Source organism: Collinsella aerofaciens, assembly GCF_039836695.1.
In the GTDB taxonomy this organism is placed as follows: Bacteria; Actinomycetota; Coriobacteriia; order Coriobacteriales; family Coriobacteriaceae; genus Collinsella; species Collinsella aerofaciens_BD.
Genome location: NZ_JBDPAC010000010.1, coordinates 41,058 through 60,675, shown reverse-complemented (window position 1 = coordinate 60,675; position 19,618 = coordinate 41,058). Strand labels below are relative to the sequence as shown.

Genomic DNA, 19,618 nt, shown 5'->3' with positions numbered 1-19,618 from the left:
GACTTTGCCGTTTGATGGCTAGCGTTGAGGGTGATTACTCGCCCAGCAGGCTCTTGGTGATGGAAGCGGCGGCCTTCTTGCCGGCGCCCATCGCCAGAATGACCGTAGCGGCACCGGTGACGATGTCGCCGCCAGCCCAGATGCGGGGATCGGTGGTCTGGCCGGTCTCCTCGTCGGCGACGATGTAGCCCCACTTGTTGAGCTCCATCTTGCCGCCGATTTTCTTTGCGAAGGGGTTGGCGTTGGTGCCGATAGCCGAGATCGCGACGTCGCAGGGGATCTCCTGGATGGCGCCCTCGATGGGCACCGGACGACGGCGGCCGGACTCGTCGGGCTCGCCGAGCTCCATCTTCTGGACCTTGACGGCGCACACGGAGCCGTCCTCGCCAGCGACAAACTCGAGCGGGGAGACGAGCGGCAGAACCTCGACGCCCTCGGCCTTAGCATGGTGCAGCTCGGCGCGACGGCAAGGCATCTCGTCCTCGGTACGACGGTAGGCGATGATGGCGTGCTCGGCGCCCAGGCGCTTGGCAGTACGGACGGCGTCCATAGCCACGTTGCCGCCACCAAAGACGACGACGTTCTTGCCGTGCTTGGTGGGGGTGTCGTACTCGGGGAACTTGTTGGCCTTCATCAGGTTCACGCGGGTGAGGTACTCGTTAGCGAAGAAGACGTTGGGCAGGTTCTCGCCGGGGACATTGAGGAACTTGGGCAGGCCAGCGCCGGTCGCCACGTAGATGGCGTCGAAGCCCTGCTCGAACAGCTCCTCGGCCGTGGCCATGTTGCCCACGACGGAGTTGTACTCAAACTTGACGCCCATGTCCTCCAGGCCGTCAATCTCGCGCTTGACGACTGCCTTGGGCAGACGGAACTCGGGGATGCCGTAGACCAGCACGCCGCCGCCGGTGAAGAATGCCTCGAAGACGGTGACGTCAAAGCCGTTGCGGGCGAGCTCGCCGGCGCAGGTGATGCCGGACGGGCCGGAGCCGACGACGGCGACCTTCTTGCCGTTCTTGGGGGCCATCTTGGGCGTGGAGGCGAGCTCGGGGCGGTCACCCAGGAAGCGCTCGAGCTGGCCGATGGCCACGGGCTCGGACTTCTTACCACGGATGCACTTGCCCTCGCACTGATTCTCCTGCGGGCAGACGCGGCCGCAGATGGCGGGAAGCATGGAGTCCTCGCGGATGGTATCGAGAGCGCCGCCGAAGTCCTTCTCGCGGATCTGCTCGATAAAGCGGGGGATGTTGATGTTGACGGGGCAGCCCTCAACACAGAACGGCTTCTTGCAGTTGAGGCAGCGCTCGGCCTCGGCCAGCGCCATCTCCTCGGTGAAGCCCTTGTCGACGGGGCGGAAGTCGCAGGCGCGCTCGGCAGCCGGCTCCTCGTTATCGGGGGTGCGGGGCGACTTCATATCGGCAACGAAACGACCGTTAACTAGTGGCATGCGCAGCTCTTTTCCTCATAGGCCTTGAGGGACTCGCCCTCTTCGGAACGGTAAGCGGCCTGGCGGGCACGAAGGTCATCCCAGTCGACCAGGGTGGCATCGAAGTCGGGGCCGTCGACGCAAGCGAACTTGGTCACGCCGCCCACCTCGACGCGGCAGCAGCCGCACATGCCGGTGCCGTCAACCATGATGGGGTTGAGCGACGCGGTGATGGGGGTGTCGTACTTCTGGGCGGTGAGGGTCGAGAACTTCATCATCGGAACGGGGCCGACGCAGAAGACCTGGCTCACGGCCTTGTCCTGCAGCAAGCGCTCCAGCGGAGCGGTGACAACGCCCTGCTCGCCGTAGGAGCCGTCGTCGGTGGTGATGTGGATGTGGTCCTCGTCGAGGAGCTCGCGGAACTGGTCCTCCATGAGCAGGAGGTCCTTGGTGCGGGCGCCCATGATGGCGTGCACCTTGTGGCCGGTCTCGACCAGGTGCTTGGCGACCGGGAAGGCAATTGCCAGGCCGACGCCGCCGCCAATGACGGCGCAGGGGCCCTCGGCCATCTCGGTGGGAACGCCCAGCGGGCCCACGACGTCGCGCAGCGACTCGCCGGCCTCGTAGGTGGAAAGCATTTCGGTGGTCTTGCCGATCACCATGAAGATGAACTCGACCCAGCCCTCGTCACCGTTCCAGCCGGCCAGGGTAAACGGGACGCGCTCGCCCGTCTCGTTGGCGCGAACCATGAGGAACTGTCCAGCGTGCGCATGCTTGGCGATTGCAGGCGCCTCGATGCGGAACTTGAACACCTTCTCCGAGAACTGCGTCTTCTCCAGGATTTTATACATAGAACCCCTCTCTTGTTAGGGCCGCCGAACCGTGCCTCCACGGAAATGGACGGTAGCCCGAATAAAACCGTACGCGCACAGGCGTTGTGCAGACATACGGTGCAAATTATACCCTCATGGACATGTCACTTACGTGTGTCTTCGGCTGTTGGGAGCAGGGTTTATCCACTTTGGCCTACCAAAGGGGGAGAGGTTTATTTTGGTCGGTTTTATCAGGTAAAACGGCAAATGGGGCCGGCCTCGCGCTTCGGTGAGGCCGGCCCCATTTGGAGCGTTGCATATGTATGGCGGCACAGGGTTTATTGCGACGCGGCATCCGCGGCGTTTCCGCATATAAAACCTGCCAAAATAAACCTGTCCCTAAATGGTAGGTTTTAGTGCTTGCCGTTGGCGGAGGCGGCACCGTTGACGTGGTCGCGGGCATAGACCACGCCGTGCACGATCGCCAGGCCGGCGGCGTCGGCCGCGCGGGCGCAGGTGTCCTGGAAATCCTCGGCCTCGCGGGCGCGCAGCTGCTTAAGAACGTAGTCGGCGACGGCCATCTTGCCGGGAGGGTTGCCGATGCCGGTGCGGATGCGGCTGAAGTCGCGGCTGCCCATCTTGTCGATGATGGAGCGCAGGCCGTTGTGACCGGCGTGGCCGCCGCCCACCTTAACACGTACGTCGCCGGCGGGAATGTCGAGCTCGTCGTGGATCACGAGCAGCTCCTCGATCTTGATTTTGTACTCGCGGCAGAGCTTGGAGATGGGGCCACCCGAGGTATTCATATACGACTGCGGCTTGACCAGTACAATCTGGCGCTTACCGCCCTCTTCCTCGGGATCGTTGATGTTGATGAGCGCGACCTCGGCGCCGGCCTGGTTTTTCCAGTACGTGACGCCGGCCTGACGGGCCAGCTCGTCGATCGCCTTAAAGCCGGCGTTGTGGCGGGTCTCGGCATATTCCTCGCCAGGGTTGCCAAGCCCGGCAACCATGCGAATCTTAAGCGGCTGTGCAGCTGCCATGTTTATCCTTTCGTTGATTTGTCGCCTGCTATGGTGAGCGACCCTGTTGCCGCTGTCAAATGGAGGGTAATTGAGGGCGTTTAGGGGCGTTTGGACGGCCGTCGAAATCAGAGGTGGACAGTTAGTTCAGATACGTATAAGTTCTGAGGACTCGAAGTGCTCAATTCAATGCCGATACGTTGTTTTGGAGCTTTAGTTAGTCCATATGGCGCTGTTTTGAAGTCTACCCTGCCTTCAAATAGGGTGAATGGTATAGAGATAGCTGCAAAACAGCCTAATTCAATGTGTCCATTTATACGTATTTAAACTAACTGTCCAGTCCTGTTCGGCGGCGCGCGGGTGATTCGCCGTTTAGACCGGCGCAAGGCCGATTCCGGCCCGCAGAGCGTTGAGCCAAGCGGCCTGACGCTTGCGATAGCCCTTGATACGGTATCGGAATCGGACTCCCGCGAGTCGATGCATCGTTTGGGCGAAGGCTTCGAGTGCAACAAGGTCTTTCATTTGGTCGCGATTGATAACCAGGACGTGGATGCCCATTGCCTTGAGGCCATTATTTCGATTGCCATCGTGGATGCGAGCGTTTTGAAGCTCATGCCCAATTCCGTTGTATTCGTTGTCGACTCCGGCTGCCGGGCAATATAGGTCGCAGATGGCATAGGGGATGCCCGAGGACATGTTGACCGCAAGAGTGTCGAAGTCGATTCGATAGTTGAGTAGCAGGCCTCCCATGGGCAGACTGCAACATCCGAATCCTCCAAAGCGCATGGGCGCTCCGAGAACGGCAAACATTAGGGATTCGGCTGGGGATGCAGATCCGGGTCGGGCAAGTTTGACTGCCGTGCGAAACGATGTGTATGAGCTACTTTTGGCGAAGCGTGCAACCGCCTCAAGCTCTTCGATAGTTGTGGCGGGCTCGCATTTGTAGTGTGCCTGTTCATAGCGGGTTTCGTTCTGTTGCTCGACCACCGACTGGTTGCCCAAGCAATCAAGATCGCCCGTCGCTGCGCAGCCATCGCCCTTGGGCCAGATGTCGTCATGGGCAATGGGGTATGTTGCCCCGGGAGGAAGGGAGTAGGTTCCGAGCAGCTCCATGAGAAGCATCAAGGTCTTGGCAACTGATTCATTTTTGGAACAAAGCATGGCCGTCATGGCGGGAGACGTTGCGTAGATGTCGGCTTCGATGTGCATGATTGCACCTTGGGGAAGAGGGGCGGTGATGGTGTGCTGGAGGAGCCGTCCGTCGGGTCGTCTGTTGTTGCCGCCCGCAACAAAGAGATCTAGACACTCGGAGTCGTCTTCGCTCCAGGCGTCAAGTATTGCAAGGGCCGCAAAGTCTATGGCGTCCTTGTTGGGGACGCAACCTTCGAGGGCTTGTGTCTGATGCTCGTCATCGATGGCGTCCCAGGGAAGCGCGGAGTACGCCCGTCGAGCGCGGCGAATTGCGCGGAGGGCGGAGAGATGTGAAATCACGGTCGTCATAGCTATAAGGTACTAATCCGTTGGCGAAATGATGCTGCAGTATCGTTCTTTTCGCTCAAAGGGGTGTCGCGCGCCGCGGGCGGTAGCGTGATCATGCGGAATGCCTTGAAAAAGTGGAGAATGGAGCGATGGGCTGGCCTTGGAGGCATCTACTGGGGTGGGTGTTGGACAGTTAGTTCAGATTTGTATAAGGCGGCCGGGGTGTATTGCCGTTGTTGAAGGAATCGGTGGGCAAAATGGGGCCAACGGCATGGTGAAGAGATCCATAGGCGGAGGGATCGAGCGGAATTATGCCGGCAAGAGCGCTTTCGACGTATTAAATGGCCCAAACGAATGCCTAAATTAATACAAATCTGAACTAACTGTCCATGGCAGGTTGTCGAGGGGTAGAAAAAGGGTCGGAAGCGAGCCTCCGACCCTTTAAAAACACCAAAGATGATGCGCTGCACACTGGATTACAGCGCGAAGTCGCCGCCGACGAGCGTGGAGACGGGCTCCTCGTGGTAAACGGCGGAGATGGCCTGAGCGAACTCCTCGGCGACCGAGATGGTCTTGATCTTGCCGCCCACCTCGACGGGGATGGCATCGGTGACGACGCACTCGACGATGGGGGCATCGTTCAGGCGCTCGATAGCCGGGCCCGAGAAGATGCCGTGGGTGGCGCACACGTAGATGTCGCCGGCGCCCATGGCCTTGAGCTCCTTGACGTTGGCGCACAGGGTGCCAGCGGTGTCAATCATGTCGTCGTTGATGATGCAGGTCTTGCCCTTGATGTCACCGATGATGCCCATGACCTCGGCGGCGTTGTGGCGCGGACGACCCTTGTGGGCGATGGCCAGGTCGCAGCCGAGCATGTCGGACAGCTTCTTGGCGGCTTTGGCGCGGCCCACATCGGGGGAGACGACAACCAGGTTGTCGGTGTCGAAGTTCATTGCGTTGTAGTACTGGCCAAACAGCGGCAGTGCGGACAGGTGGTTAACCGGGATATCGAAGAAGCCCTGGATCTGGCCCTGGTGCAGGTCGAGGGTGATGATGCGGTTGACGCCGGCGCGCTCGAGCAGGTTGGCGACGAGGCGGGCGGTGATGGGCTCGCGCGGGCCGGCCTTGCGGTCCTGGCGGGCATAGCCGTAGTGGGTGATGACGGCGGTGATGGAGCGGGCGGATGCGCGCTTGGCAGCGTCGGTGGCGATGAGCAGCTCCATGAGCATGTCGTTGACGTTGCCGCCGGCCACGGACTGAATCAGGAAGACGTCGGCGCCGCGGACGGTCTCGTCGTAGCGGGCGTAAATCTCACCGTTGGCGAACTGCTTTAGCGTAAGGCCCGAAAGCTCGACCCCAAGGTACTCAGCAATCTTCTGAGCGAGGGGACGGTTGGAGGAACCGGAATACACGCGGATGGACTTGCGCATATTCTCCGACTTCTCGGGATCATTAATCGGCATTACCCTTCTCCTTTATATCGAATGCCATATAGATGCCTTTTTGCATTGTAACCGCGCGACGGGGTTTATCGAGTCCTGATAACGTCTTTACCGTCAACGGACACGAACCGACCACTCATCCGGTTGCGCAGGTCACGATAGAAAAAGGAGCCGCCCCCCACGGGAACAGCTCCTTAGATGCTTGGTAAAACGTTATACCTCGTCGTCCTCGTGCAGACGGCGGCGGTAATCGGCGGCCCAGCCCTCAATGTTTACCTGACGGGCACGACCCAGGCCAAGTGCGTCGGCCGGGACCGGCTCGGTGATGACGGAGCCGGCGGCCACGAGCGCGCCGTCGCCGATCTGGGCGGGCGCGACCATCATGGTGTCGGAACCGATGAAGGCGTCCTTGCCGATGACGGTCTTGTGCTTGTGCACGCCGTCGTAGTTGCAGGTGATGGAGCCTGCGCCCACGTTGACGCCGGAGCCCATGGTGGTGTCGCCGATGTAGGACAGGTGCGGCACCTTGGAGCCCTCGCCGATCGTGGACTTCTTGATCTCCACGTGCGTGCCGGCCTTGGATCCGTCGAGCATGTGGGTACCCGGGCGCAGGTAGGCGCGCGGGCCGCAGTCGACGCCGTTCTCGATGACGGCCTCGATGGCGATAGTCTCATCGATGGTGCAGCCGCTGCCGACGGTGGTGTCGGTGAGGCGGCTGTTGGGGCCGAGCTGGCACTCCTCGCCCACGGTGACGTGGCCGATCAGGTGCGTCTGCGGCCACACGACGGTGTCGCGGCCGATGGTGGCATCGGGGCCGATCCAGGCCTGCGTGGGATCGATGAACGTGACGCCCTCGGCCATCCAGTGCTCGTTGATGCGGTCGCGCGCGATAGCGGTGAGCTGCGCGAGCTGAATGCGGCTGTTGACGCCCAGGCCGTCGCGGTAGTCATCGCAGTGGAAGATGGAGACCGCCTGGCCGTGACCCTTGAGGATTTCGAGCATGTCGGGCAGGTAGTACTCGGACTGCGCGTTGTCGTTGCCGATCTCGTTAATGTGGGCGGCGAGCTGCGCGCCGTCAAAGGCGTAGCAGCCGGCGTTGCACTCCAGCAGCGTGGCGGCCTGCTCGGGCGTGCAGTCCTTCTGCTCGATGATGCGCTCGATCTGGCCGTCGGCGCCCAGCTTGATGCGGCCGTAGCCGAAGGGGTCGGGCGGGGTCATGGTCATGACGGTGCAGGCGAGCTCGCCGGTAGCGACGGTCTGTGCGAACTTGGCGACGGTGTCGGCGGTGATGAGCGGCAGGTCGCCGTTGAGCACGACGACGGGGCCTTGCGTGATGCCGCAGGCCTCGAGCGCGACCTTCACGGCGTGACCGGTGCCCAGGCGCTCGGTCTGCTCGACGCACTCGACCTTGGTGGCGCTGCTGGCGTAGGCGCCGTCGATGAGGGCGCGCATCTCGTCGGCGTGGCTGCCGATGACGACCACGACGCGGCTGCAGCCGGCCTTGATGGTGGCGTCGACGATCCACTGGACCATAGGCTTGCCCAGGATCTTGTGCGAAACCTTGCAGTGGTTCGACTTCATGCGGGTGCCCTCGCCGGCAGCGAGGATAATTGCGGTTGCGTCCATGTGATCTCCTGTTACGTTATAGAGACGTGTGTTTGGAAACGATACACGGCGCAATATGATACCGCAGGCATATGTTGAGCGCGTAACGATTGGTTTGCGGCGGTTGAGGCTTGCGCCGCCGGCGTGGCGTTTGCGCTGCTTGCGTGCGGCGTTGGCGGTGCTGCGGAGCTGTCGTTTGAGCGAGGGGACGGGGATGCCCGTGGACAACATACGAGAGGAGTTTGGCGGCGAGCCCGTCGCGGCATTCTCGATGTCGCATCCGGCTGTGCCGGCGCTCTATATAGTGTTGACGCTGGGGCTCACCATGTTCTCGATGCAGCCGGTACTGATTGCGCTGTCGCTTGCGGGCGGGCTGGCGTATGGATTTGCGACGCGTGGGGCTGCCCGCACGTTGGGCGCACTCCGCTGGCAGCTGCCGGTGATTTTGATTATCGCGCTGGTCAATCCGCTGTTTAACGCCTCGGGCTCGACGGAGCTGTTCCGTATTGGCACGCGCGCGGTGTATCTGGAAAGCATGGTTTACGGCCTGTGCATGGGCGGGCTGTTTGTGGCGAGCGTGCTGTGGTTTGAGGCCGCGGCGTCGATGCTCGAATACGACAAGGTACTCGCACTGTTAGGCAACGCCGCGCCGGTGATTGCGCTCATGATCTCGATGTGCATGAGGCTTATCCCGCAGTTTTTGCGCCGCGGCCGCACGGTGCTGGCGGTGCAGGACGCGCTTGATGTACCGGGGCGTGCGCCGGCCGACCCCGTGCGCTCGCGCCTGCGGGCGTCGAGCGTGTTGATGGGCTGGGGCATGGAAGATTCGCTGGAGCGCGCGGACGCGATGCGCTCGCGCGGGTGGGGTGCCGCGACGCGTCGTACGACGTATGCGCGGTATCGACTGGGGCGCGGCGACGCTGCCGCGCTGGTTGGACTTGCAGTGTTTGGCGCCGCCGCGGTGGCGGTGGCGTGGACCGCGACGACGCAGTATTCGTTTTATCCGCAGCTCTCGGTGCCGGCGCCGTGGCCAGGCTATGTCGTGTACGCCGCCTGGATGGTGTTGCCTTGCGCGTTGCACGCGATTGATGAGAAGAGGTTTGGCTGATGGCTCGGTTTGATAGGAGCTCGGCGGCGGGTGTGGCATATGGCTCGGCCGCGCCGGCGATTGAGGTGCGAGGCCTTAGTTTTGCCTATCCCGGGGTCAAGGCACCGGTGCTCGAGGGGCTTGATTGGCGTGTTTCCCAAGGTGCGTTTGCACTGCTTGTTGGCGGTACCGGTTCGGGCAAGTCGACGCTGCTGTCGCTGCTCAAGCCCGAGATCGCTCCAGCGGGCGAGCGCACTGGCGATGCGCGCGTGCTGGGCGAGAACGTTGCCGACATGGACGTGCGGGCATCGGCAGAGCGCGTGGGTTATGTGTTTCAGGATCCCGAGAACCAGATTGTGTGCGAGACCGTGTGGCACGAGATGGCGTTTGGCCTAGAGAATCTGGGTGTGTCGCGCGACGAGATGCGCCGCCGTGTTGCCGAGACCAGCTATTTCTTTGGTCTGGAGGACTGGCTTCATCGTGATACCGATACGCTTTCGGGTGGCCGCAAGCAGCTGCTGTCGCTTGCCGCCGTCCTGGCGCTGCGCCCGCGCGTGCTGCTGCTCGACGAGCCCACGTCTCAGCTCGATCCCGTTGCCGAGAAGAATTTCCTGCACGCGCTGTTTCGTGTGAATCGCGAGCTGGGCTGCACGGTTGTTGTGGCGACGCATCAGCCGCGCCCAATGCTCGAATACGCGACGTGTGCGTACCGGATTGAGGATGGCCGCGTGCACGAGGCGGCGGATATGGCTTCTTTGGTATGCCGAGAATCGCTGTTTTCCGATGACACGTTGGGGTGGGGTGCCATCCGATGTGCAAAAAACGGAGTATTCAGCAGGCGTGAGGACAATTTGGGCTCTCTGGAGCCGCCCGGGGACGTATCGAGCGCGAAAAAAAGTTTGGAATTGGACAAATCGTCCGAATTTGTGGCGCAAACGTCGCTCGAGAACGGCTTGGAAGCCTTCTCGCGCACGGATGGAAGCAGAATACTCCAAAAAATGCACGGCGGGTCGGCTACCACCCTGTCGGAAGGCTGGTTTCGCTACGATCGAGCGTCCGGCTGGGTGCTGCGCGGGCTCGATGCGTCGTTTTCGGCCGGTGCGGTGCATGCGATCGTGGGCGGCAACGGATGCGGTAAGTCGACGATACTCTCGGTGCTGGCGAAGACCGCCAAGCTGCAGCGCGGCCGCATGGTGCGCGGAGCGGCCTCGGCGGCGCTGCTGCCTCAGAATCCCAAAGCATTGCTGGTTGCCGAGACGGTTCGCGATGAGCTGATGGAATGGGCCTCGACCTGCGGATATGACGAGAACTTGGCGCGGGAGCGTGCGGCGAGCTTGGGGTTGTCGGGTCTGGATGGACGCCATCCGTACGATCTTTCGGGCGGACAGCGCCAGCTGCTCGCACTGGCAAAGCTGCTGCTGATCGGCCCCGAGCTGCTGCTGCTTGACGAGCCCACGAAGGGCTTGGACCTGGAGAGTCGCCGCACCATCGCCCGCGCCCTGCGTGACCATGCGAAGGCTGGCGGCACCGTCATCATGGCTACGCACGATTTGGACTTTGCCGAGCAGGTAGCCGACGACGTCGCCATGATGTTTGACGGCGAGATTGCCTGCATGGAGTCCCCGGCCGACTTCTTTGCCGACAACGTGTTCTATAGGGCGTGATGGGATGACGGACTGTCGTTTCTCGCGTTTGCTTGCAAAACTGGAGATCCCGCTGTTGTTGGCGGTGCCGGCGGTGATGGCTGCCGCGTTGCTGGCGGGTGTTGAGCAGGCAGCGTTGGCCATGCTGGTTGTGGTGGCGTTGGTGCTTGCGCTGTTCTTTGCGGGCTATGAGGCATCGCGTCCAGGCCTGCGTCAGATTATGCCCACGCTGGTGCTGGCGGCGCTGGCGGCGGCGGGGCGCATCCTGTTTGGACCCATTCCCGACTTTAAACCCGTGAGTGCCATCGCCATTATCGCCGGGGCGACACTCGGTCGTCGTAACGGCTTTATGGTCGGTGCGTTGGCGGCGCTGACCAGCAATTTCTTTTTTGGGCAGGGCATGTGGACGCCGTGGCAGATGTATGCCTGGGGGCTCGTGGGATACGTTGGCGGTGCGCTGGCGTATGCGGGTGCATTCGACCGCGCCGATGGCACCGTGCGTATGCCGGCGCTGCTGACCTACGGCTTTGCTTCGGGTTTGCTGTACGGCGTTGTGATCAACGCCTACGACATCATTGGTTTTGTACAGCCGCTTACTTGGGCAGGTGCCGTGGCACGTCTTGCCACCGCCGTGCCGTTCGATATCACGCACGGACTCGCGACCTGCGTGTTTTTGGCCGCCTTGTACAAGCCCTGGTGCCGTCGCATTAACCGTGTCGTCGTGAAATACGGGCTGTAAGGCATTTCGCGTTTCCTCACGAACTTGCGGTGGAATAGTTCTCGTTTTTGGCTATTTGCTGCCCAAACAGGAACTATTCCACCGCAACTTATAGGGGGAGAGGGGTCACATGATCTGTTTTCCTCTGTCCCCCAGGAATTGCTTGGCGCTAGAGCTCTAGCGTGAGGGTGACGGGGCAGTGGTCGCTGCCGAAGATATCGCCGCGGATACCGGTGTCGCGCACGGTATTGGCGATTGAATCACTTACCAAGAAGTAATCGATGCGCCAGCCGGCGTTGTTCTTGCGGGCATTAAAGCGATAGCTCCACCAGCTGTAGACGCCCTCGACGTCTGGATTAGCCGTGCGCCAGGTATCGGTAAAGCCGGCGTTGAGCAGCTCGGTAAACTTGCCGCGCTCCTCGTCCGAAAAGCCGGCGTTGCCGCGGTTGGACTTGGGGTTCTTAAGGTCGATCTCCTCGTGTGCCACGTTAAAGTCGCCGCAGGTTACGACGGGCTTGCCGGTCTCGCGCTCAAGCGCGCTCAAAAAGCCGCGATAGGCATCATCCCAGGCCATGCGCACATCGATGCGCGCGAGCTCATTTTGCGCGTTGGGCGTGTAGACATCCACAAACCAAAACTTGTCGAACTCCAGCGTGCAGACGCGGCCCTCGGTTGCGGCTTGGGCGACGAGCTCGGCCGCCTCGCCCTCGCCGGCGTAGGGTAGCAGCGCGTCGGCGTGCAGCACGCGCAGCGGTTCCTGGCGGCTAAAGACCGCAGTGCCCGAATAGCCTTTACGCTCGGCGTAGCTCCAGGTTTGGTGATAGCCGGGCAGGTCGACCTGCACCTGGCCTTCTTGCAACTTGGTCTCTTGCAGCGCCAAGATATCGACGTCGAGTTCTTGCGCGATCTGAATAAAGCTCGGGTCCTTTTTGAGCACGGCGCGCAGGCCGTTAACGTTCCACGAGGCAAAGGTGTAAGTCTGAGGCATGGTGTCCTTTCGACGGGGTTGGCAGGCTTAAGATTAACGCAATAAGGGCGGGGTGGGCTCCGTGCATGCTGACTTAAAGGCTGCATGCTGGGACGTCGCTCAACGCTGCCCGATTAACAAGGACGGAGGACTCATATGACTCAGGCAATATCGGACCCCAGGCAGGCCTCCGCCGCCCTGGCGGATCTGTTTGACACCCACAAGCGCGTGGTCTTCTTTGGCGGCGCTGGTGTTTCCACGGCAAGTGGCATCCCCGATTTCCGCAGCGTGGACGGCCTGTATCACCAGCAGTTTGCCTATCCGCCCGAGACCATGCTGTCGCATAGCTTTTACGAGGCGCATCCTGCCGAGTTCTTCGACTTTTACCGCGCCAAGATGATCGCGCTTGGCGCCAAGCCCAACCGCTGCCACACCAAGCTGGCCGAGCTGGAGCGCGCCGGCAAGCTCGACGCCGTGGTGACGCAAAATATCGACGGTCTGCACCAGGCGGCCGGCTCGCAGCGCGTGTTCGAGCTGCACGGATCGGTTCATCGCAACATTTGCCAGTCGTGCGGCGCGGTCTATAGCGCCGAGTGGATTTGCTCGCGCGAGCACGAGGACGCCGCGGGCGTGCCTGCGTGCCCCGCGTGCGGCGGCCGCATCAAGCCCGATGTAGTGCTCTACGAAGAGCCGCTCGACGAGCATGTGTTGACCGGTGCCGTTGCCGCCATCGTCGCGGCCGATGCCCTCATTGTGGGCGGGACCTCGCTCGTGGTGTATCCGGCGGCAGGCCTTACGCGATACTTTACCGGCGATACGCTGGCTATTTGCAATCTTGCTCCTACCGATCAGGATGCAAATGCCGACCTGCTGATTTCTTGCGACATCGCGGCCGCGTTTGCGTTCTAGCCCGCGTGCGCGGATACAATAAAAAGACTGAGTGCAAAGCGACCCCGCCGCCAGCTCCCCAAGCTCGGCGGCGTGGGCATTTTAGGAGGATGTTCATGGCGAACGACAGCAAGACATGGCGGTGCGGAAAGTACGAGCTCAGCTTTGACCGTCCGCGCATCATGGGCGTCCTCAACGTGACGCCCGATTCGTTTAGCGATGGCGGGGAGCACTTCGACCCCGATGCCGCCATCGAGTACGGCCTGGCGATGCTCGACGCCGGCGCCGACATCATCGACGTGGGCGGCGAGTCCACGCGCCCTGGTTTTACCCCGGTCAACCCCGACGAGGAGGCTCGCCGCGTGCTGCCCGTGGTGCGCGCGCTGGCCAAGGAGGGCGCCATCGTCTCGATCGACACGCGTCATGTGGCGGTTGCCAAGGCGGCCGTGCGCTGCGGCGCCTCGATCGTCAACGACGTGACCGGCTTCACCGATCCCAAGATGGTCGAGTTTGTTAAGACGAGCACCTGCGGCATCATCGTGATGCATGCCGGCGAGGTCGCCGCGCCCGCACGCACGCACGCAACGGTGCAGCTCGATACCTCGGCAGCGGCGTTTGTTGCCGAGAAGGCGCGCGAGGCGGCTGCCGAGGCCGCGCGTGAGGCCGAGAAGCCGGCTCGCCGCCGTCGCGGCAAGTTGCTGGGCGAGCCTAAGCCGGAGGCCAAGCTTCCGGGCGGCGTGGTGCAGCCCTCGTTGCCGTTTGGCGAACCGGAGCCCACGTCCGAGCCTTCAAGCGAGCAGGAGACGCCGGCCGCCGAGCAGGCTGCTGCCGCCGAGACCGTCGCGCCCGCGCCCGAGGCCGCGCCCGCAGCCACCGAGGCCGCATCGGAGTCCAATGACCGCCTGGCCGCCATGATGCGCCGCAGCGCCCGCCGCGAGGAAGCCTACGTGCCCACCTCGCAGCTCCGCCGCTTCACCCTGCCCGATTCGGCGCCCATCATGCGCCGCGTCATGGGCTTTCTGTCCGACCAGGCCCGCACGCTCATCCATGCCGGCGTGTCGCGCGACCGCATCTGCATCGATCCTGGTCCGGGCTTTGGTAAGTCGGCTAACGAGGACATCGTCATCCAGCGCGAGACTGCCAAGATGGCGTCACTGGGCTATCCGCTCATGTGCGCCGTGTCGCGCAAGCGCTTTGTGGGCGCCGTCTCGGGCGTGACCGAGGCCGCCGAGCGCGATGCCGCTACGTTTGGCGTGTGCCTGGGCGCTATCCAGGCCGGTGCCAACATCGTGCGCGTGCACGACGCCGCGGGTTTTGCGCAGTTCCTGAACGGCTACTGGGCGGTTGCCAAGCCACAGCCGCGCCGCGCGTTTGTGGCCGTGGGCTCCAACCTGGGGCATCGCTGCGACAACATCCGCGCCGCACGCGAGATGATCGCCGAGATCCCACTCACCTGCGTGTCTAACTCCTCCAAGATTTACGAGAGCGAGCCTGCCTACGAGACGCGCCAGGACGCGTTTGCCAACGCTGTCATCGAGATTAAGACCGAGCTGGCGCCGTTGGTGCTGCTCGACGAGCTCATGAAGATCGAGGCTGAGCTGGGCCGCGACCGTTCCAAAAAGGCCAAGGCCAACGGTCCGCGTACCATCGACCTGGACCTGCTGTGGATGGACGGCGAGACCCACGGCGGCAAAAAGCTGCGCCTGCCGCATCCGCTGATCGGCGAACGCGACTTTGTGCTGGTGCCGCTCGAGGACCTGATGCACGACCCGGCGCGGTTCTTCCGCTACAACGGTGTCGAGGTCAAGGAGCCCGAGGACCGCGTGGGCCATATCGTGGGCGAATTGGGGCGTATGTAGATGATCGAGATGAATGCTGTTGCCGCCGGCACCGAGCTCGACGCGGCGCGCGACGCGGGCCGCGAGGGTGCGTCCGCGGGTTGGTGCGCTTGGAGCGCGGGCGAGGCGTCGTTGACGTTTTCGCTGGTCGTGCGCCCGGATGTGAACATGCATGCCTTCCACGGCCTGCCGTTTGTGGCCGCGATGGGCATGATGGACGCGCTCGTGGGCGCGGCGTCGACACCGGGGCTGGGCCTTGCCGGTAAGGTGGGTATCCAGTGGCCGAGCGATATCGTGTGCGGTGCGCCTGCGTTTGAGACGTCGCTCGCGCGTGTTGTCGTGAACGGCGGTGCCGGTGCTGCGGGCATGTTCGGTGCCGTGACGGTGGATATTGAGCGTTCGGCGCTGAGCGAGCTTGGTGTGGACGTGGCTGACGAAGCGCTGCTCGAGACGCTGGCCGCCGCCGTGCTGGCCCGCGTGGACGCCTGGGCGGTTGTTGCCAACACGCCGCAAGGCGCCGCAGGGCCGCTGGCTCCCGTGCTGGGCGAGTACTTCGACATGGTGCCGCTGCTGGGCCGCCAGGTTGCGGCGGTGTCTCCCAACGGCTTGCCGCTTGCGGTCGGTGTGTTTGCGGGCCTGGACATCTGGGGCCGCGCGACCATCAAGACCGATGCCGGCGAGCAGGAGTTTCCGCCCGAGGCTGTACGAATTCGCGGGCTGTAGCGCGGGGCGCCAGCGCTCAAAGATAACGATGACAACAAGACCCTCCTTGGCCTGTGCCGGGGAGGGTTTCGCTTATCTGGGGAATGGGTTGCCAGCGCCCTATTCCTCAAAATTGAAAATTTTTCAGTTTTGAGGAATAGGCTTGGCGAGCATTTGCGGGGACTGTGGCATCGGGCGTGCTCGACTTAAGCCCCTGTCCTACCCTAGCTCCTGCATGCGGCGGTAGATTTCGCAGATACCCTTGATGGTGAGCTGTCCGTCGACCACGTCGAAGGCATCGGTCGAATCGGCGACGATGCCGGCGAGACCGCCCGTGGCGATAACGGTGGCATCCTCGCGGCCCAGCTCGCGCTTCATGCGCGCGACCAGGCCCTCGGCCATGGCGGCGGCGCCCATCACGGCGCCGACCTTGATGCACTCCTCGGTATCGCGGCCGATGGCGTGCTCGGGCGCCTCGAGCGGAACGCTGGCGAGCTTGGCGGCACGGGCGGCAAGCGCGTCCATGGAGATGCGGATGCCCGGCGCGATCGCTCCGCCAATGTAATAGCCGTCCTCGTCGATGACGTCGATATTGGTTGCGGTGCCAAAGTCCACCACGATTGCCGGCGCGCCGTAGAAAGTTTCGGCCGCAACGGCGTTAGCGACGCGATCGGCGCCTACGGCTTGGGGGCGCGCCGCCCGCAGCTTGGTTACGGCGGCCGTTTTCGGCCCGATGACGATGGCGTCCGCGGCAATGCGGTCGGCCACGGCGTGCCACTCGCGCGAGAGCTGCGGCACCACGCCGGCAAAGGCGATCGCGTTGACCGCGCCGAGCGAGAGGTCGTACATCTTAAAGAAGCCCATCAGGCGCACGTGGATCTCGTCGGCGGTATAGGAGCGGTCGGTGGGCATACGCCACGACTGCACCAGCTCGTCTCCGTCAAACAGGCCCATGGCCGTCTGCGTGTTTCCCATATCGATAGCGAGCAGCATGTCTACTCCCGGTGTTGGCATAAAAGGACGCGCACCATTGTATACGTGCCGTCGACGGCGCTCGGCTGCGATTCGTTTACGGTGATAGGGGCTGAGGGGTTTAAATATGAAGGAATTATGCTCTACGAGATTTTCCTTGCCGTTTACCGAACTCCCGCGTAATATTCCTTCTTGCGCACATGAGGCGCCCAGACATTGCGGGGTGGAGCAGTCTGGTAGCTCGCCGGGCTCATAACCCGGAGGTCGTAGGTTCAAATCCTGCCCCCGCGACCAAGAACTTGCAGCTCGTCGGCCTAGCCGGCGAGCTTTTTTGTTATCCCGGGACTGTGTTTTCGGTCCAATTCTTGGCCTCTCAAACAAAATCTCGATCTGTAACATCTAGACCCGATTTGGGCGACTAGGTGTTACAGACCGAGATATACCGGTGGGTTGGGTCGTGTTTGTCTAAATCTGTAACACGAGGGACGGATTTTGCCGAGTTGTTGTTATAGATTGAGATTTTCTAGCAGGCGGGTCCCGTTTGTCTCGATCTGTAACAGGTAGGGGTCAAAAGTGGGTCTAGATGTTACAGATCTAGATTGTTGAGGTTGGGTCGAGAGGAATGTCTCGATCTGTAACAGTAAGACCCGGTTTTGCTGAGTAACTGTTACAGATCAAGACAAACCGGCGGCCAGGCTCATCCCATCCGACGGGCCGCTCTGCCCCATCCACCTGCCGCCACCTGATATTCGCCGATTTCCGTTGTGCCGCTGTGCCCCCATGCCATATCCTCTAGACAACTACGCGGCATCATCGCCGCCGCGCCTACAAGAGAGGAATGTCTATGACCGCACCTGCATCCAAGCTGCTCCAGCCCATTACGGTTGGCCCCCTTGAGCTCAAGAACCGCATTATGTTCCCGCCACTGACCACCGGCTACGAGGAGCGCGACGGTTCCATCGGCGAGCGCAGCCTGGCTTTTTACGAGCGCTTGGCCCGCGGCGGCGTGAGCTACATCGTCATCGGCGACGTCGCTCCCGTCATGACCGCGAGCCCCACGCCCAAGCTGGCAACCGACGCCCAGATCCCCACGTTTAAGGCGCTGGCCGACGCCGTCCACAAGCACGGCGCCAAGGTTGCGCTGCAGCTGTTCCACCCCGAGTACGACGTGCCCGGTGTCGGCCGCATGGTCATGGGCTCCATGGTTGCCGCCAAGGCCGCGCGGGAGGCCAAGGCCGCCGGCGACGAGGAGACCTTTGCCGCCAAGATGGCCGAGTCCAACGAGATCCGCAACCAGGCCTACGCCAAGCTGCATCACGACATGCAGCACTTTGTGAACGAGGCGAGCGTAGAGCAGCTCACCCAGATTAAGGAGGCCATCGCTGCCTCGGCCGCTCGCGCACAGCAGGCCGGCATCGACGCCATCGAGGTCCACGGCGACCGCTTGGTGGGTTCGCTGTGCTCGGCCATCCTCAACCAGCGCACCGACGAGTACGGTGGCTCGTTCGAGAACCGCGTCCGCTACGCGCTGGAGGTTGTCGCTGCCATTAAGGAAGCCGCGCCGGAGCTGATGGTGGAGTACAAGCTCCCCGTGATCATGGAGAACCCCGACGGCACGCCGCGCGGCAAGGGCGGCCTGCTGCCCGATGAGGCCTGCGAGTTCGCCAAGCTGCTCGAGGGCGCGGGCATCGATATGATCCAGGTCGCGCAGGCCAACCACACCGGCAACATGGGCGACACCATTCCGCCCATGGGCGCCATGCCCTACAACTGGACGCTGCCCGTGGCCGAGCGCGTCAAGGCCTTAGTCTCCGTGCCGGTGGCAACCGTCGGCCGTGTTGTCTCGGTCGAGGCCGGCGAGAAGATCCTGGAAGACGATGCGGCCGACATCATCGCCTATGGCCGCTCGCTCATGTGCGACCCCGACATTGCGCTGAAGGCCGCCACGGGTGAGCCCATCCGCGAGTGCCTCAACTGCAACAAGGGCTGCGTCGACGCGATTCAAAATCGCAAGTACATCTCGTGCGTGCTCAATGCCGAGAACGGCGACGAGGCGACCATCGCCATCAAGCCGGGCGAGGGCGACAAGAAGATTGCCGTGGTGGGCGGCGGCATCGCCGGCCTGGAGGCCGCACGCGTGGCGGCCAAGCGCGGCTACGACGTGACCATCTACGAGGCGAGCGATCATCTGGGCGGCCAGATTGTGCTGGCGGCCGCGCCTCCGCGCAAGGACGAGATTATGCGCTCGGTCGAGTACTACGAGAAGATTCTGCCTGGCCTGGGCGTGAAGGTTGAGCTCAGCCATGCCGCTACCGCTGAGGACCTCAACGCCGCCGACGCCGCGATTGTGGCTGTGGGCGCGCACGACGTGGTCATCCCCGTTCCGGGTGCCGACTCGGACAAGGTCGTCTCGAGCTGGGACGTGCTGGCCGGCAAGGTGGAGCTTACGGGCCGCGTCGCCGTCATTGGCGGCGGCCTGGTGGGCACCGAGACTGCCGAGTACCTGCTGCAGCACGGCTGCGAGGTGGCGATCGTGGAGATGCTCGACAAGATTGCCGCGGGCGAGTCCGAGACCATTCTGCCGCTGATTATGAGCGACTTTGCCGAGCACAACGTGGAGCAGCATGTTAAGACCCGCCTGACCGCCATTACCGACGAGGGCGTGGAGGCCGTGCGCACCACCGAGGACGGCGCCGAGGAGCCGGTGAAGATCGCCTGCGATTACGTGGTGATGGCCGTGGGCTCCAGGGCCAACGCGTTTGACCTGGACGGCGTGACGGTGCCCGTGACCTGCGTGGGCGACTGCTCGGGCGAGCGCACCGCCGACATCGCGAGCGCCATTCGCACGGCGTATCACGCGGCCAACGAGCTGTAGTTGAGCATCGCGGCCAGGCGGGGCGGTAGCACGGATCCGTCTCGCCCGGCTGTGTCCCGTCGGGTGTCAACCGGTGCGGGGCCTGCAAGCGCAGCAGGTCCCGCCCTTTTTGTTTTGCTCCGGTGGATGGCAATGCGCGGTAATC

15 protein-coding genes and 1 tRNA gene are annotated in these 19,618 nt (G+C 62.8%); 8 read left to right on the top strand and 8 right to left on the bottom strand.

What is annotated here, in order from left to right:
* Nucleotides 1-34: 34 nt before the first annotated feature.
* The 6 genes from gltA to glmU all read right to left on the bottom strand — a co-directional run bounded on the left by gltA (nt 35) and on the right by glmU (nt 7,804).
* The gene (gltA, locus tag ABG996_RS06235) at nt 35-1,444 is read right to left on the bottom strand and encodes an NADPH-dependent glutamate synthase (RefSeq protein ID WP_347478950.1); all 1,410 of its coding nucleotides are present in this window, start codon (nt 1,442-1,444) and stop codon (nt 35-37) included.
* Nucleotides 1,435-2,274, bottom strand: a complete 840-nt coding sequence (locus ABG996_RS06230; protein WP_347478952.1) for a sulfide/dihydroorotate dehydrogenase-like FAD/NAD-binding protein — start codon at nt 2,272-2,274, stop codon at nt 1,435-1,437. The genes gltA and ABG996_RS06230 overlap by 10 nt, the downstream gene beginning before the upstream one ends.
* Nucleotides 2,275-2,648: 374 nt before the next feature.
* The gene (gene pth / locus ABG996_RS06225) at nt 2,649-3,278 is read right to left on the bottom strand and encodes an aminoacyl-tRNA hydrolase (RefSeq protein WP_347478953.1); all 630 of its coding nucleotides are present in this window, start codon (nt 3,276-3,278) and stop codon (nt 2,649-2,651) included.
* 351 nt (nt 3,279-3,629) lie between these two features.
* The gene (locus tag ABG996_RS06220) at nt 3,630-4,466 is read right to left on the bottom strand and encodes a hypothetical protein (RefSeq protein ID WP_347478955.1); all 837 of its coding nucleotides are present in this window, start codon (nt 4,464-4,466) and stop codon (nt 3,630-3,632) included.
* Between the two features lie 746 nt (nt 4,467-5,212).
* Nucleotides 5,213-6,199 carry a ribose-phosphate diphosphokinase gene (locus ABG996_RS06215; RefSeq protein WP_117776597.1) on the bottom strand — a complete coding sequence of 329 codons (987 nt, stop codon included), beginning with the start codon at nt 6,197-6,199 and terminating at the stop codon, nt 5,213-5,215.
* 192 nt (nt 6,200-6,391) lie between these two features.
* Entirely contained in the window at nt 6,392-7,804 is a 1,413-nt protein-coding gene (gene glmU / locus ABG996_RS06210) for a bifunctional UDP-N-acetylglucosamine diphosphorylase/glucosamine-1-phosphate N-acetyltransferase GlmU (protein ID WP_347478957.1), read from the bottom strand.
* A gap of 193 nt (nt 7,805-7,997) precedes the next feature.
* Here glmU and ABG996_RS06205 point away from each other — a divergent pair, with 193 nt between their 5' ends.
* From ABG996_RS06205 to ABG996_RS06195, 3 genes are read left to right on the top strand one after another with little or no spacing between them, the layout of a single operon-like run.
* Nucleotides 7,998-8,891 carry an energy-coupling factor transporter transmembrane component T gene (locus ABG996_RS06205; protein WP_347478959.1) on the top strand — a complete coding sequence of 298 codons (894 nt, stop codon included), beginning with the start codon at nt 7,998-8,000 and terminating at the stop codon, nt 8,889-8,891.
* Nucleotides 8,891-10,534 (top strand): ABC transporter ATP-binding protein, encoded by a 1,644-nt coding sequence (locus ABG996_RS06200; RefSeq protein ID WP_195521589.1) that lies wholly within the window; start codon nt 8,891-8,893, stop codon nt 10,532-10,534. Before ABG996_RS06205 ends, ABG996_RS06200 begins: the two co-directional genes overlap by 1 nt.
* Before the next feature lie 4 nt (nt 10,535-10,538).
* On the top strand, nt 10,539-11,252 hold the full coding sequence (locus ABG996_RS06195; protein WP_195239926.1) for a DUF6580 family putative transport protein: 714 nt from the start codon (nt 10,539-10,541) through the stop codon (nt 11,250-11,252).
* A 148-nt stretch (nt 11,253-11,400) separates the two neighbouring features.
* Here the strand turns inward: ABG996_RS06195 and ABG996_RS06190 are convergent, their stop codons facing one another.
* On the bottom strand, nt 11,401-12,219 hold the full coding sequence (locus ABG996_RS06190) for an exodeoxyribonuclease III (protein WP_195521590.1): 819 nt from the start codon (nt 12,217-12,219) through the stop codon (nt 11,401-11,403).
* A 135-nt stretch (nt 12,220-12,354) separates the two neighbouring features.
* Between ABG996_RS06190 and ABG996_RS06185 the strand changes: the two genes are divergently transcribed.
* The 3 genes from ABG996_RS06185 to ABG996_RS06175 all read left to right on the top strand — a co-directional run bounded on the left by ABG996_RS06185 (nt 12,355) and on the right by ABG996_RS06175 (nt 15,647).
* Nucleotides 12,355-13,107: an NAD-dependent protein deacylase gene (locus tag ABG996_RS06185; RefSeq protein ID WP_347478962.1), complete on the top strand. Its 753-nt coding sequence runs from the start codon at nt 12,355-12,357 to the stop codon at nt 13,105-13,107.
* A gap of 95 nt (nt 13,108-13,202) precedes the next feature.
* Entirely contained in the window at nt 13,203-14,945 is a 1,743-nt protein-coding gene (gene folP, locus ABG996_RS06180) for a dihydropteroate synthase (RefSeq protein WP_347478964.1), read from the top strand.
* Complete coding sequence (locus ABG996_RS06175) at nt 14,946-15,647, top strand: hypothetical protein (RefSeq protein ID WP_347478966.1); 702 nt, start codon at nt 14,946-14,948, stop codon at nt 15,645-15,647.
* Between the two features lie 198 nt (nt 15,648-15,845).
* Here ABG996_RS06175 and ABG996_RS06170 read toward each other — a convergent pair whose 3' ends face one another.
* On the bottom strand, nt 15,846-16,619 hold the full coding sequence (locus ABG996_RS06170; protein WP_347478968.1) for a type III pantothenate kinase: 774 nt from the start codon (nt 16,617-16,619) through the stop codon (nt 15,846-15,848).
* Nucleotides 16,620-16,815: 196 nt separating this feature from the next.
* On the opposite strand from ABG996_RS06170, the gene ABG996_RS06165 reads away from it, so the two are divergent.
* Both ABG996_RS06165 and bilR read left to right on the top strand, forming a co-directional pair.
* Nucleotides 16,816-16,892, top strand: a tRNA-Met gene (locus tag ABG996_RS06165).
* Between the two features lie 550 nt (nt 16,893-17,442).
* Nucleotides 17,443-19,473: a bilirubin reductase, long form gene (bilR, locus tag ABG996_RS06160; protein WP_347478970.1), complete on the top strand. Its 2,031-nt coding sequence runs from the start codon at nt 17,443-17,445 to the stop codon at nt 19,471-19,473.
* The last annotated feature ends 145 nt before the right edge of the window (nt 19,474-19,618 follow it).